The organism is Bacteroidota bacterium, from assembly GCA_040388375.1.
GTDB lineage: Bacteria > Bacteroidota > Bacteroidia > UKL13-3 > UKL13-3 > JAAFJM01.
On sequence record JAZKBU010000019.1, the window covers coordinates 1 to 15,446 of the forward strand.

General features: G+C 33.4%; 10 protein-coding genes. 4 read left to right on the top strand and 6 right to left on the bottom strand.

The annotated features are described in order from the left end of the window. Both V4538_16725 and V4538_16730 read left to right on the top strand, forming a co-directional pair. Positions 1-435 (top strand): nucleotidyltransferase (locus tag V4538_16725; GenBank protein MES2382696.1); only part of this gene is annotated, 435 nt, incomplete at its 5' end. A 193-nt stretch (positions 436-628) separates the two neighbouring features. After that, positions 629-2,023, top strand: coding sequence for a DUF4173 domain-containing protein (locus tag V4538_16730; protein ID MES2382697.1), 1,395 nt, complete (start codon positions 629-631; stop codon positions 2,021-2,023). A gap of 39 nt (positions 2,024-2,062) precedes the next feature. On the opposite strand, the gene V4538_16735 is transcribed toward V4538_16730, so the two are convergent. From V4538_16735 to V4538_16750, 4 genes are all read right to left on the bottom strand, one after another. After that, positions 2,063-5,698: a TraB/GumN family protein gene (locus tag V4538_16735; protein ID MES2382698.1), complete on the bottom strand. Its 3,636-nt coding sequence runs from the start codon at positions 5,696-5,698 to the stop codon at positions 2,063-2,065. 136 nt (positions 5,699-5,834) lie between these two features. Then, the gene (ald, locus tag V4538_16740; protein ID MES2382699.1) at positions 5,835-6,947 is read right to left on the bottom strand and encodes an alanine dehydrogenase; all 1,113 of its coding nucleotides are present in this window, start codon (positions 6,945-6,947) and stop codon (positions 5,835-5,837) included. A 175-nt stretch (positions 6,948-7,122) separates the two neighbouring features. Continuing rightward, positions 7,123-7,695, bottom strand: coding sequence for a hypothetical protein (locus tag V4538_16745; protein MES2382700.1), 573 nt, complete (start codon positions 7,693-7,695; stop codon positions 7,123-7,125). A gap of 6 nt (positions 7,696-7,701) precedes the next feature. Continuing rightward, positions 7,702-9,675: an OmpA family protein gene (locus tag V4538_16750; GenBank protein MES2382701.1), complete on the bottom strand. Its 1,974-nt coding sequence runs from the start codon at positions 9,673-9,675 to the stop codon at positions 7,702-7,704. Positions 9,676-9,876: 201 nt separating this feature from the next. On the opposite strand from V4538_16750, the gene V4538_16755 reads away from it, so the two are divergent. Continuing rightward, the gene (locus tag V4538_16755) at positions 9,877-11,652 is read left to right on the top strand and encodes a chloride channel protein (protein MES2382702.1); all 1,776 of its coding nucleotides are present in this window, start codon (positions 9,877-9,879) and stop codon (positions 11,650-11,652) included. A 4-nt stretch (positions 11,653-11,656) separates the two neighbouring features. Beyond that, positions 11,657-12,490 (top strand): 50S ribosomal protein L11 methyltransferase, encoded by an 834-nt coding sequence (gene prmA / locus V4538_16760; protein ID MES2382703.1) that lies wholly within the window; start codon positions 11,657-11,659, stop codon positions 12,488-12,490. On the opposite strand, the gene V4538_16765 is transcribed toward prmA, so the two are convergent. Next, positions 12,487-14,499: a helix-hairpin-helix domain-containing protein gene (locus V4538_16765; protein MES2382704.1), complete on the bottom strand. Its 2,013-nt coding sequence runs from the start codon at positions 14,497-14,499 to the stop codon at positions 12,487-12,489. The genes prmA and V4538_16765 overlap by 4 nt on opposite strands. Positions 14,500-14,554: 55 nt before the next feature. Further along, positions 14,555-15,364: a hypothetical protein gene (locus tag V4538_16770; protein ID MES2382705.1), complete on the bottom strand. Its 810-nt coding sequence runs from the start codon at positions 15,362-15,364 to the stop codon at positions 14,555-14,557. Positions 15,365-15,446 lie beyond the last annotated feature (82 nt).

Genomic DNA, 15,446 nt, shown 5'->3' on the forward strand with positions numbered 1-15,446 from the left:
AAAGGCGAATACCAATTAACCAATGCTTTGGAAAACATGAAAGCAAAAGGTACTCAATTTGAACCTGGAAAGGTAACAGAGTGGTTAGATTGCGGTAATAAAAATTCAACTGTTTTCACCAACGGACGTATACTTTCTTATATGCACGATGATAAAGAAAACATGGTGCATGAGTCAGTTAAAATGGAAGGATCGGTTGTTATTCAACCAAGCTATATCGGTAAAAATGTAAAACTAAACCGCAGTGTAGTTGGCCCGTATGCTAGCATTGGCGATGGTTGTACAGTTGAAAATTCAGTAGTGAGCAATTGTATAGTACAAACCAATACCAAGTTGGTAAATGCAGTTATTGATAATGCAATGATTGGAAACAGTGTGGAATACCATGGCGAAGCAAAAGACTTAAGCATTGGCGACTTTACAACGGTATTATAATTACTTAATAAAATCCTAAAATATAAAAATGCCGCTTCACAGAGCGGCATTTTTTATACGCTTTGTTCTAGCACTACGTTACCATTCAAATATGATAAACCCGCGTTATAATATTTGGATATTACTTGTATTTGCACTTCTATTTCAGGTGCTTTTTTCTAATCATAATATGGGGCTGAACTGCCTTATTTTTATGCTCCTTTCTTCACTACTAGGCCTCGTATTGGGGAAGAAACCTAAATCAAAAACAGCCTATTTAATTCAAATATGTTGTTGGGTAAGTGCCATTGGAGTTGTTATAGCTCATACTTCATATAGCATAGTTTTTTTCTGGATATCGTTTCTCATTTATTTAGCTTCAATTGTTCATACGGAGCTTCAGCATTTTTATTTTGCACCACTATTTACAGTTAATGCCTTAACATTTATTCCTAAAGGTTTAGGTGATTTATTCAGGCAAAGTTTTAATATAAAGAATAGTAGTAATTTAAAATCGTGGTTACCTTTGGTTGTGTTGCCTCTGGTAGTAATATTGGTGTTATTAAAACTATATGCACTTTCCAACCATTATTTTGAAGTTATAATTGATAGTGTAACGGAAATAATTTCAAGTTGGATATTGAAAATTTCAGTAGAAAGAAGCGTGTTTTTTATTGTAGGTTTCATTATTGGATTGTTTTATATACTTAAGTTATCACTTGAAAAACATATTCAACATGATGCAGAACTGAACACTAACTTAAGCAGAAAAAGTTTCAAAAGAACCATTCTTAAATTTTTAAGTAGAAGGCTTTTAAAAGTAAACTACGTAGCAATCGGTTTATTCATTTTACTGAATATTATAATATCCATTATTAACTATCTTGATATTAAATACATTTGGGTTGATTTTAAATGGGATGGTGGCTTTTTGAAAGATATGGTTCATCAAGGAACCTATTTACTCATTTTTGCCATACTTATTTCAATGGCTATATCTGTTTATTATTTAAACTCCAATTTGGTATTCATCAAAAATAATAAGGTTTTAAAAACGCTGATTATAGTATGGCTTATTCAAAATATTGTTATGATTGTATCAGTGGCTTTTCGTAATGCCTACTATATTCAATATTTTGCTTTGGCCTACAAAAGAATTTTTGTGTATTTCTTTTTAGTGGCTTGTTTGGTTGGACTCGTTTCCATTATTATAAAAACACTCAAACAAAAAAATACTGCGTTCTTACTGCAAGTAAACTCCATATCAATCTTTCTTATTTTTTTAAGTGCTTCACTATTCAATTGGGATTTGATTATTGCTAAATATAATTTTAGTAATTATAAAGAGTCTTATGTTCATTATGATTTCCTGAAAGAGCTTAATAATAGTGCCCTGCCTTATTTAGAAACAAACAAAGAACATTTGCATGAAATTGATAGGGTGCAAGCTAACTTTTTTACTTTTGATACCAGAGGGAAAACTACAAGTGATGAGTTTTCTGATTATATTGAATTAAGAAAAAAGTATTTCAAAGCTATTTGGCCTGAACAAAGTTGGCTCGATTGGAACTTGCCGGAATCAAATGCCTATAAGAAATTAGCTAATTAAACAAAAAAGGCTGTCATTTTGTGACAGCCTTTTTTGTTTTTAGTCTTCAGTTGTTTCACTAGCTAAGTTATAGAAATTAACCTCCTCACATTTTTCTCTATCAAGCAACCTGATAGATAACCTTATTTTGTCAAGTATTTTTTCGTCTGTTAAGTCTTCGTATTCATTCATAAAAGTTTTCATGGTTAATTCCCTTATGTCAAAATTACCAGCGTCTTTTAAGTATATGTAACTCCATTTCCAGCTGGTATTATCATTGTTTCGTTTCTTAAAAACAAAAAGTGTTCCTATTCCTTTTTTTGAGTTTATACTTTCTTTCAGAACTAGTGTTATTGAATCTTTTAAACTGTTTTTTGCTTCGTTTATATATACTTGAGCACGTGCTATAGAGTCTAAATTTTTGTATGATTTAGGGAATTTTTCAAGTTTACCTATATTGTTTAATAGTATATAAGTATTAGCTCTTAAAGAGTTGTTGGCAACCCATTTCTCCCAGTTGTTATCATCAACAGCTATATTGTTTTTTAGTAGTAAAGCACCAATGCTTAATTGCAATGACGCATCACCATTTTTAATAGCTTTATCAAAGAAAGATTTAACCGCTGCTTCTTGGTAAAAAGGTTGTAACAGTATTGCATAGTCAAATACAATGCCTTCGAACAGTTTAAATTTTTTATCCATAGTCAGACTTTCTTTATTGTAATAATCGTATGAATCTTCCTCCTCATAGTCGTTATAGGAAGTGTTTTCCGTGGTGTTTTGTAAACTTGCTATTTGTTTTTTTAGTTCAATATTAGCACTGTTTAAAAACTTGGTTTTATTGGCTGCATATAAATCTGTAGATATTAAATTTTTGTATTTAAGCGCAGCAAGAAGTTCTATAGTACGCTCTTTGTATTCATCATAGTCTAGTAAAAATACAAGTTGCGGCACAACCTTAGCCATTAGCTCTAAACTGTCGTTAAACGCATTAAAACAGCTATTAAAGCTGGAGCTTTCTTCTGCTATGGGCGTTTCTTTTTTAATTAACTCAGTAAAAGCCAATGTAGCAGGCAGGGTTTGTTGTGCCGCCAATGCATATAATACAGCAAATTGATAAGCAGGAGTATCTTTTACCGTAGTATAATATGCCTTCAGCCAATTAATACATTCAGTCGTTTTAATATTTTTCAGGCATTCAATAACCATGATGCGTTTATTCATTTCCAAATCACTTTGTTCGGCTTTTTTAATAGTTTCTTTTACAGCTTTAAAGTCACTTGGTTTAACAATAGCTGTTAAGTCATATACATATTCCCTTGCTTCCATTTTGGTGGTAGAGTCCGTATGAAGTATATTGTTTAAGAGCAATGAAACTTTAGATTCTGTAGCCGATAAACCATAGTTAGAATCTAGCAATGAAAATGTATTGTAAAAAGAATCAATAAAGGCACTTAATTTTCCTTTTTCGCAAAGAGTATTTAATATATATATATAACGACCTTTTTGAATAATTTTAACCCTGATGTATTGGTGTGTGTTTTCATTTGTTTCCACATTAAAGTCTAATATATCGGCACCCTTTTTCTGGGTATAAACTTTTTGGTTTATAGTTGGCATAATAAAATCAGTAGCTTGTTTTATATTCTTATTCCACAATGAATCTAAATTATCATACGATTTATATAGATTGAGTTTATTGTAGGTAAGTCGTATTACTTCTCCCGTAGCTTTTGACGAATAGAATTCCGTTTTATACTCAGCATCGGCTACTTTCTTTTTTTGATAATTACCTATTAAAGTAGCTAACTCATTTTTCTCCGGAACATCAACTAATTTAACAGAGAATAGCATACCCGTATCAGTATGTATTTGGTAATTATTAATGAGTGGTTTTTGGTTTAGCTTAAAGGAATTGATAAAAGTTTCATCGTTTGAGTTATCGAGTAAAAAATAGTAGTGAGGGCCACTAATTACCAACTTGCCTTTATATGTTTCATTGTTTTTTTTCCATTCAAATAAAGCAGAAGCTTTGTTGCTGTCTATATGAATATATGCTATCTCACAGTTATATTTTTCAGCCGCTTTCTGAATAATATAGTTCAGTTCAAAAGTATCCTGCTCAATGTATTTGGTTTCATTATTTGTTGCTACCAATAGCAAATTAAATTTTGTTCCATCATTACTGATGGCAATATGTTTTCCAACATTATTATCGTCACCATTATAAATGGAAACATTGTTTTGTGTAAACTGGTAAGTAAACCCGGCTTCTTTTTTATTTACAGTTGCTGTGGTATACAGCTTAGCGGAGTTTAAAAATTGATTAGCTGTGCTACTATTGGCGTAAGCACCATTACCAGCTACTTTAAACGCAAATAATTTAAAAGGAGTAATAATAATTTTATATTTTTCTATATCACCTCGCCTGGTTTTACTGTTAACAAGGAAACATATATCTCCGTTTTCTGTAAGGCTTTCCTGTTTTAGTGTAATGGTTCCATCAATGTTTTCATACAGCAGGCTATCTACTTTTTGTGACCAATATTTTTTATCGTGCTTATTAATAAATCCGTTATGACTGATACTCGATACCATATAATAACTTCCATTAATCATGTCAGTAGCCAGGTAAATACCGTCCTGGTTAATATTCTGTAACGATTGCATGTTATTGGGTGCTTCCACTGAAAAAGAAGAATCAGTACTATATTGTTTGCTTAATTCAGTTATAAAATTAATTTTTTGAATCTGTGCTTTTAGCTTACTTGGCTTCAATGCCTGCCAGCTAACAGGGTTAACTGTGTAGCCATTTTTTCTCAATATATTTAAAACACCCTCTTCGCCACCTAAATGTGCTGCTCCAACACCTGTAAAAACAGATGCTCCCAACTTCATTAAGCTATCAATGCCGTGGTACATAATTTTGTTTCTTTCTATGATCATGTATTTATGGCTCATTTTGCTTGAAGTGTTTCTGCTTAGTGAATCAATGAGCACTAAGTCGCCTTTGCGGTATGCCTCTTCTAATTTTTCTATGGTATAAACGCCTTCCTTATATCTGGCTATGGTTTTTTCTTTTTCATCCAGCTCACTTTCTGCTTTTAACGATTTGGCATACATATCCATCGTTCCTTCAAAAGTTTCTAAGCCTATAATTTTTTTGTGAAGCTTTTTTCCTGCTTGAAAAATGAACAGGTCCAAATAGGTATCCTCTTCTTTATTAGCATTACCAGCACTGGAACGATAAAGGAGGTTGTTAACTAAATCAACTTTTTGTGATAAGAAACCAGCCAGGCTTCTGTTTTTGATTTCATTTAAAGCAAAAGAATTTTCATAAAAGCCACCTTTGTTTTTAAATGAATGAACACCTGCACCCAAAGCAGATTTCATTAGCTTGGAGTTAACTAGGTCGGTTAGCATTAAGTCCGGGTCAATCTCAAGTGCTATAAAATCGCAATTTTTTAGCCCTATAAAAAAGGAATCGTTTAAATTAAATGCCAGCTTTCCGCTCACATGCATAGTACCATAAATGTAGGAAGGCTTTTGACCATTTTTGCCAACAATTTCCCAGAGTAAACTTTTTTGATTGTTTGTATTGCTTTGAGCGAAAAGGAGTTGAAACGATAAACAATAAAGTAGGGTAAAAGCCAATTGTATGCCGGTTCTTGGATTTGGGGTAGTTGATTTTGTCAAAATGAGGGTTGTATGATTACATACAAATGAGCAAAAACAGAATGAATTAAACAACAACTAAATTAATAAGCTATACAAAAAAAGCTGCTTCAAATATTTGAAGCAGCTTTTTTAAAAATGTATTTTAGAAATTAAATTACAATACTGAACTTACTTCATGGTATGGTAATCCAAAAGCATCAGAAACACCTTTGTAAACTACTTTTCCATCTACTACATTTAAACCTAAACGTAATTCTTCGTTATCAACACAAGCTTTTTTCCAACCTTTGTTAGCTAATTGTAAAGCATAAGGTAAAGTAGCGTTGGTTAATGCTAAAGTTGATGTATAAGGAACGGCACCCGGCATATTAGCTACGCAGTAGTGAATAATTCCGTCAATTTCGTAAGTCGGGTTCTCGTGGGTTGTTGGCTTACAGGTTTCAATACATCCACCTTGATCTACTGCTACGTCAACCAAAACAGTACCCGGACGCATTTCTTTTAACATATCGCGGGTAATTAAATGAGGCGCTTTAGCACCCGGAATTAACACCGCACCAACTATTAAATCAGCAGTTTTAATAGCTTCGCGTATATTGTACTCGTTACTGAATACTGTTTTTACGTTTGCAGGTAAAATGTCGTCTAACTCGCGTAAACGAGGAATTGAAATATCCATAATGGTAACATCAGCAGCCATACCTGCAGCCATTTTAGCCGCTTGTGTTCCTACTATACCACCACCTAATACCAATACTTGAGCTGGTTTAACACCTGGTACGCCTCCTAATAAAATGCCGCGTCCGCCCATTGGTTTTTCTAAATATTTAGCACCTTCTTGTATACTCATACGTCCGGCAACTTCGCTCATTGGCACTAATAAAGGTAAAGAACGGTCTTTTTTCTCTACTGTTTCGTAAGCTAAACAAGTAGCTTTACGCTCAATCATAGCGTGCGTTAATGGCTCATAACTTGCAAAGTGGAAATAAGTAAACAATAATTGACCTTCTTTAATTAAAGGATACTCTTGTTCAATTGGTTCTTTTACTTTAACAATCATTTCTGCTTTTGCATATACATCGGCAATAGTAGGTAATACTGTTGCGCCTGCAGCTGCATAATCAGCATCTGAAAAACCACTACCGTTACCAGCAGTAGCCTGAACAAAAACCGGGTGACCGGCTTTAACAAATGCACTAACACCTGCAGGGGTTAATCCTACACGGTTTTCGTTGTTCTTAATTTCCTTTGGAACTCCAATTATCATAAATTTATTATTTTGTTTTGCGTTTTGAAAATGGCTCGCAAATTAGCCCATATTTTCACCAAAACAAACACTGAAATTTCATGACTGTTATTGGCTTATTTATAGCAGGTTAAATGCCTGTTAAAATAAATAAACGGGCTGTTTATCGGCCGTTTATTTGTAAGAGGAAACGGTATTAATTAAGCCTATGGCCTATAATTTCTTTTACCTTTTGGTATAGTTGAAAGGGGCTGAATGTGCGCCAAATCATATTGTCAAGCTCACCTCCAAAATTAATATAGTAATCAATATTGTTGTTTCTTAATTCAGTCAACACATGTTCCTGAAAATTAATAGCTGCAATCCAACCGCCTGTATCATCTATATCCTGGAACCAATCTTCGTAATAACTATCGTCACTGGCATGAAAGTTTAATACGTTTTCGCCAATTAAAATAAATTTATCAATACCATTTTCGATGAATACTTCCATTACATCGCGTTTTAAAAACATAATATCATTGTGGAGTGCATCGTTCCACTCACCAATCAATTCTGCTACTAAAAAACGTTTATCGTAGTCGGCAAATAGTATTTTAATAAAAAGTGTTGGGGTTCCAAATGCATCCCATTGTGGGTGTAATAAGTAATTATAAATTTGATTGGTAAAATCAAATTCGCTGTATTCACGCTCAAAAAAAGGAGAGTAAATATCTTCCTCGCTTTTATAAATATCACGCCATAAAAAGTGTGGCTCCAAGTGATGCATATTGTATTATTTTTTGTAGTCGGTTTTTAAAACCCTGAAAGTTGTTCGTCTGTTTTGTTGGTGTTGCTCTTCTGTACAATCTACATCGTCAGCACAGTCATTTACCAGTTTTGTTTCTCCATATCCAACAGCTACTAGTCTGTCTTTAGCTATACCTTTTGCCAGTAAATAGTTTACACAGCTTTGTGCTCTTTTCTTAGATAGTTCTAAGTTGTAATCTGCCGGGGCACGACTATCCGTATGTGAGCCGATTTCTATGGTTATGCTCGGATTATTTCTTAGAATAATGGCCAATGAATCTAGTATTACTTTTGATTCAGGACGCAAATCGTATTTATCTACATCGTACAAAATGCCTTGTAAGGTAAAATCAACTTCGGGCGCAGGAATGGGATCTAAATAAATAGTTAGTTCCAATAATGAATCTTTTTGTAAACCCAAGCTTGAAATATCAATAGGTGTGCTGGCAAAATAACTTGCTTTGGTAACCAATAATTGTTGTATAGCATTGAGTGGTATTTCGCCTGTAAATTCGCCTTTATCGTTGGTTGCAATAGTGAAAATATTGCTTCCTTTTTCGCTGGTTAGGGTTACATTGGCTTTGCTTAATAAAGTGCTGCTTTCCCTATCAAAAACTTTTCCTTTTACTAAAAATACAAATGGTTTAATGCTGATGGTGTATATATCATCATCGCCCATTCCGTTTATTCTGTTAGAGCTATAAAAAGCAATAGGCTTTTCAGGTTTTTGTTGCCATTTTGGAATAAAGCTGATACCAAAATCATCACCACCGCTGTTAATGGGATATTGTAAGTTAACGGGTGTTTTGTAGGTGGTTGATGAATCTGTGGTTTTAAAAATATCTAAGCCACCTAATCCAATTTTGCCTTTAGTTGAATAATAGAGTTCATTATCCTCACTGATGTAAGGAAACATATCATCTTCTATGGTGTTAATTTGCGGGCCTAAGTTTTTGGGTGTTAACCAAACGGCTTTTACTTCATCAAACTGGCTTACATAAATATCTTTTTCTCCAAAGCCGTTGGGCATATCGCTGGCAAAATAAAGCTTCTTGCCATCAGCACTTATGCTTGGGTGCCCGCAGCTAAAACTATCAGAATTAAATGGCAATAAAGTGGGTTGACTCCATAATCCATTTTGTTTATAGCTAACATATATTTTGCAGTTTATTCCTTTTCCATCTATACCGTTACACTGTGTAAAATACATGGTATTACCTGTTGTATCGGTACATGAAGCGCCATCGTTATAGTTACTGTTAACTTTTCCGTTTACATTGTTGGGTTTGGTACTAACGCTGTTGTTATAATCTACTTCAAAAATGTCACACATTTTTTGCCCTGTCCATTCAAAAATAAGCGAGCCTTGGCTTTCTTTTCTACTTGAACTCCAAAACAATTTTCCATTGCTATAAAAAGGAGCGTAATCGCTAAACTCTGTGTTTATCTCTTTAATCGGGGTAATATTAAATTTTTGAGGATTGGCTTTCCATTGTTGCGCAATAGCACACGACTGAAATGCTACCTGCGCTTTTTTATCATCAGGTACTTCAAATAAATAATCGTAAAAAGTTCTGTTGGCATCATCGTAACGCTCAAAGTATTTTAGTAAATTACCATAGCTGTATAAAATGCTTGGGTCCGGATATTTTGAGTTGATTGCATCTTCAAACCATTTGATAGCCTGGTTATAATTATTGCTTAACCGGTAGCTTTCCGCAATCATAAAAAGTACATTTTGCTTCAAAGTATCTACTTTAATTTTGGGGTATACTTTTTTAAATAAATTGGCTGCAGTATTGTATTTTTTTGCATTGAAAGCCTTGTTCGCATTATCAAGTTCAAACTGATATGGGGGTATTCCTTGTTGTGCAAAAACAAAGTAAGCAGGTAAGCAGGTTAATACAATTAATATGAGTTTTTTTAGTGGCATGAATAAATTATTCTGTACTGTTTTCAAATATACTTAAGGTTATTGGCAATACAACTTTTGCCAGGCAATTATAAATTTAATCATTGAATAATAAGGTTTGCTACGAGTATTTATTTAGTCAAAAATAAACGGGATTTGGTTTGTTTTGAGGAAATGAGTATGATTTTTATTTCATCCTTGATTGAAATGGTTTAAATAATTGGGGTTAAATTCGCGGTACAGTAAAATATGGTTGGATTTAGCAAAATAAAACAATTGGTGCGGTGGCTACAAGTTAAGCTTACCAAAAAGCAGTTTATTATATTGTCGAGCGTGTTGGTTGGTTTGTCTGCCGGGTCAGCAGCCATTGTTTTAAAAACATTTGTACATTATATTTTTATTGCTGCCAGCTTAAACGAAAAATTTGGTATTCCTTATTTGTACTTGTTTTTGCCTTTAGTCGGTATTTTATTGACTGTTTTGATAGTAAAAAAAGTACTGAAATCAAAATTAGATAAAGGCATTTCACCTATTCATTATGCCATTGCCCATAAATCAAGCATCATACCTCGAGAGCAAATGTATGCTCAGATAATAACCAGTTCCTTAACGGTTGGCTTTGGAGGGTCGGCAGGATTAGAGGCGCCTATTGTTGTTACAGGGGCGGCATTTGGCTCTAACTATTCAAAAGCTTATAAATTAAATTATAAAGATAGAACTCTTTTATTGGGATGTGGCGTAGCGGCCGGAATTGCAGCAGCTTTTAATGCACCAATAGCCGGAGTTTTATTTGCATTGGAAGTTTTATTATTAGATGTTAGTATTTCAGCATTTACTCCTTTAATTATTTCAGCCGCAACAGGCACTTTAATTGCTAAAATTGTGTTGGAAGATGATATTTTATTATCGTTTCAATTACAGCAGGCATTTAATTATTATAATGTACCTTTTTATATTCTACTGGGCATATTTGCAGGGCTTGTATCGGTCTATCATTCCCGAACATTTATGAAAGTGGAAGGCATTTTTAGTAAGTCGAAGAATAAAATATGGCTGAATGCCATTTTTGGAGGCTTATTGTTAGCGGCACTAATTTTTGTTTTCCCCAGTTTATTTGGCGAAGGATATAAAAGTATAAAAATACTCTCTTTACAAGATGCAAAATCGTTATTAGATGGAAGTGTACTAACTATATACCGAGATAAGGAATGGTTTGTATTGTTGTTTGTTGGTGTATTGATTTTTATTAAATCGATAGCTACGGCTTTAACATTGGGTAGTGGAGGTAATGGAGGAAATTTTGCACCATCGTTATTTGTGGGTGCTTATGTAGGTTTTTTCTTTTCGCGTTTAGTTAATTTATTAGGTATTACTACGCTACCTATCAGTAACTTTACCATTGTTGGAATGGCGGGTATTTTAAGTGGCATATACCACGCGCCTTTAACAGCTATATTTTTAATTGCAGAAATAACGGGTGGTTATACCTTAATGATTCCGCTCATGATTGTATCATCTATTAGTTATGCTATATCAAAACATTTTGAACCGTACTCTATGGATACGAAGAAGCTTGCCAATAGTGGGCAGATGTTTACCAACGATAAGGATAAAAATATTTTAACCACCATAAAAATAGCGAACCTGATTGAAGACAATTTTCAATCAGTATTACCTACCGATTCGTTAGGCGATTTGGTGAAAATTATATCGCAATCAAAACGTAATTTGTTTCCCGTAATTGATACCAACAATAAACTAATAGGTATAATAACCTTAGATGATATTCGGGAAATAATGTTTAATACAGACATGCATTCAAAAATAAGCGTTGGCGATTTAATGGTTGTGCCGGCTGCCATTATTGACAGTTATGAAACAATGGAATCAGTTATGAAAAAATTTGATGAAACTGGAGCATGGAATTTACCGGTAACTACAAATGGGGTTTATACCGGATTTATTTCCAAATCAAGTGTCTTTTCGAGCTATAGAACAAAATTAATAACAACTACAATAGAATAATAATATGGGTAATTATAAAGTGTTTGACGTAACGTGTACTGCTGAGTTAAAGGATATAATAATAGCCGAGTTAGGCGATATAAATTTTGAAGGATTTGTAGAAAAAGAGAACGGCTTTGAAGCCTATATTGATGAAGCGTTATTTAGCAATGAGGACTTTATTGCGGTTTTAAATAAGTATAGTATTGGTGATACTGATTATTCAGAAAATAATATACCTCAACAAAACTGGAATGCACAATGGGAAAGCAGTTTTGAACCGGTTATTATCAGCAACCAATTAATTATTAAGGCTCCATTCCATGTTATTGAAGAAATGTATTCCTATCAAATAATCATTCAACCTAAAACGTCATTTGGTACAGGCCACCATGAAACAACGCAAAGTATTATGGAGCTGATGTTGCAAATGGATTTTAAAGACAAATCGGTTTTTGATTATGGTTGCGGCACAGGCGTACTATCTATTTTAGCCAGCAAGCTAGAGGCTGATTATATTTTTGCAAACGATATTGATGACTGGGCTTTTGAAAACGTAGGTGAAAATGCACAGTATAATAACATAACAAATATTGAATATATGAAAGGCGATTTAAGTGTAGTGCCTGATAAGCAGTTTGATATAATTTTAGCCAATATTAATAAAAACATTTTATTGAAAAGCTTTGAGCAGCTTAGTAAGCATTGTAAGGAAAACGGAATAGTAATGATAAGTGGTTTTTTTGAAACCGATTTGAATGACTTATTAGCGGTTAGTGAAAAGTATAATTTGATATTGCAAAAAACTACTGTTTGTAATGGTTGGTGTGCAGCCGTATTACAAAAAAAGAGTAGTTAAAAGGCTATTTGTAGCTGAGTAATTATATCACTTTGCGTGTTACCGTCAATTTGTTCTAAGCCACTTCCAATGCTATTTACATTACTGTATTTGGTTTGGGCGTAACGTAAAAACAGTTTTATGTTTTTTACTATTTGGTATTTGTATACAATGTAAAAGCGAGTACCACTATTTTGATACAATGGCACACTAAAGGTATAAGGTACATTGTCTTCATAAGCATAAATTCTTGCATAATAATTATCAATGCTAAATTGACTGAGTCGTGCATTGACAGACATTTTATTTTTACAAAACTTATACTTTAAACCTTGAAAAATGAGGAAACCATTACTTTGGTTTACGTTGGCTGTATTGAACATACTGAATTCAATACGGCTTTCCGATTCCATCAATAAGCTGATTTTGTAATTGACATGAAAACGCAATTGTTGCTTTTCTTGGGCCGCTAACACATCGTTTAAATCGTTGTTGTTATTTAACTTGTTATGCTCTTTGTTTTCATACCTATACCTGATGTACATACTTGTTGGCTTGTTAGGTGTGTATTGCCATTCCGTTAATATATCATAACCTTTACTAGGTGCGTCAACCTGATAGCGTAACCAACTTGATTTATAAAAATCAATATAGGCATTAAATGTAATGCTTTTGCGTGGTTTAAATGAAAGCCCTGTATAAAATCCTCCTTCATTTCTACCATCATTGTTCTCAGCAAAAGGGTTGTTAAAAGTTGTTTGGTAAGCACGGCTAAAGTTTCGGTAAAGAAAACATAAATCTAATTTTGCATCAACCGGTACCAGTAAAGTATGAGTAGTGGCCAAAGCATTATTATCACTTATGGAAACCTCACCCAGTAATAATGTGTTCGCTATATTTAATCTGTAGTCAGCACCTAGGTTGAGTAATTCATTTCCTGCAAAATTATATTTTTGGTATAAGTCATCACCTTTTAGTAAAGGAGCACTGTAGTTTGTTTTTACTGTAGTTAAACCAATTTGTAATTGCTTATATGTTTTTTGTACATGCAAACCAATTATAGTTTGGTTTACATTGTCTTTATCTGCTATTTCATTGTTGGTTCTATGTAATCCTGTTAAATTAAAACTGGTAAATCCGTCAAATGAATTATACGAAGTATCGGCATTTGTAAAATTAGTATTGATAGCTTTGAAGGAAATAAAAGGAACCACTTGCCAGTTTTTGTATTCATATACACATGATAATCCGCGTAAAAATTCAAATTCATTAATACTTCTATATGGCCTTATTACCTGAAAGTTTCGTGTAGTGTTTAATACAAAAGCCGATTTCCTTGCCGATAAGCCACTTCCAAAAGTTAAACCTTGTCCAAAATTAGCCTGATAATCGCCTAATATAATTTGGGTGAAATGGCCAACGTTCCGAACTTGTATAAATCCTGAATTAAAGTCGTAACCTGATTTTTGATTTCCCTGAAAAAACTGCTCACCCGCATCTTTTTCGCCAGTATAACCAATGGTAATTCGTTTGCCAATTTGTTGTTTAAACCTTAACACAGTTCGGTAAGGAGAACCTAAATAGTATTGCCTGTTTTGGGCTTTTAGCAAGGCTGTTTTGAAACCTAACCTTTCCTCAATATCTCTATCCGTTTGTAATATAATTTCTGTTTTGCCAAGTTGCGAAAGCTCGCTTAGTTTTAACTGTTTGTTGTTTTCATTTACAAAGCAAAAATATTTTAACAACTGTAAGTTTTCATCGCTTAAGTTAGCCACCGCTTGCAACTCATATATGCTTTCAAAATCGCCATACAATTTACGGTGATTTAATAGTGCAATAATTTCGCTGTGCTTTAAAAATATAAGTTGTTGCAGCTCGTACTCGTTTGTTTGGTTTAGGTTTATTTTGTTGTCAAAATAATATTCAAGCTGAGCTTGTAAATCGGTATAATCAATTTTTGATTCATCGTTTTCAATCAGCTTTTCAATGACTATAGCAATCACTTCATTTTTTTGTTTTTGCGCTATCAAACTCTTGTTGAACAGGAGCAGGCAACATGAAACTAAAACAAGAAGTTTATAATAATTAGTCTGCATGAAATATAAGCCCAACGTGAGGAGTAAAACCTAAGTAGCTGTGCAAACTGGTAGCACAGTTGAAATCAAATTGTTTAAACTTGGCAGTGAAGCCACAAGTAAAATAATTGGGGTTACTGGCATAACCAATTTGTAATCCAAAGTTTTGATGTATATCGTAGCTTAATCCACTTCTTACTACTATATCATAATCAAAAATTTTCTCTATATCAGTTAACAAAAACAGTTTGGTATTAATGCTATACTTTACCCCGAACTTGGCTAAGTTTGGAACTTTGCCATAAGTATTATTGCTATACTTTGATTGGGTAATATTTGAAAGGAAAAATCCAATTTGCAGTTGTTTATTTATTTTATAAAATGAACCTACATCGGCTGTAAATGCGTAAGTGTTTTCTTGCTCAGCTATGTTTAAAGCTACATAGTTAAGGTTAACACCTAAGCTGAAATTGTTGTTTAGTTTTTTTGCAAAGCCAAGTGTAATTTTCTGCTGGTTAAATTTTTCATAACCATAATGATTGGCTGCTATACCTATATTAATCCATTTGGTTGGTAGCGCTACACTGGTATTGATTATGTTTAAATTTTTTAAGCCAAAGCGCAGTTGATTATAAACGCCAATTTCTATTTTCTGAATTTCGGTTAAGGTGGCAATATTGTTGTTAGTTGAAAATACATTTGTTTCTGCGGTATTACTTCCGCCCATAGCCCATGCCTTTGCACCTATTGGTTCAAATATAGGTTGGCTATATCCAAATGAAAACAGTATAAGGAATGTATATAAAAAGGCTATTTTCATAGCTAGAGTCGGGGTATATCTTAGGTTTTAATGGTACACAAAAAAGCAAATTGCCCGAAGGATTCATAATTAAATTTTTTTA

Excerpts from the sequence above, each read along its gene's own strand:
- V4538_16755 (MES2382702.1), top strand. The coding sequence starts at position 9,877 with ATGGTTGGATTTAGCAAAATAAAACAATTGGTGCGGTGGCTACAAGTT.
- V4538_16770 (MES2382705.1), bottom strand. The coding sequence starts at position 15,364 with ATGAAAATAGCCTTTTTATATACATTCCTTATACTGTTTTCATTTGGA.
- V4538_16730 (MES2382697.1), top strand. The coding sequence starts at position 629 with ATGCTCCTTTCTTCACTACTAGGCCTCGTATTGGGGAAGAAACCTAAA.
- prmA (MES2382703.1), top strand. The coding sequence starts at position 11,657 with ATGGGTAATTATAAAGTGTTTGACGTAACGTGTACTGCTGAGTTAAAG.
- ald (MES2382699.1), bottom strand. The coding sequence starts at position 6,947 with ATGATAATTGGAGTTCCAAAGGAAATTAAGAACAACGAAAACCGTGTA.
- V4538_16745 (MES2382700.1), bottom strand. The coding sequence starts at position 7,695 with ATGCATCACTTGGAGCCACACTTTTTATGGCGTGATATTTATAAAAGC.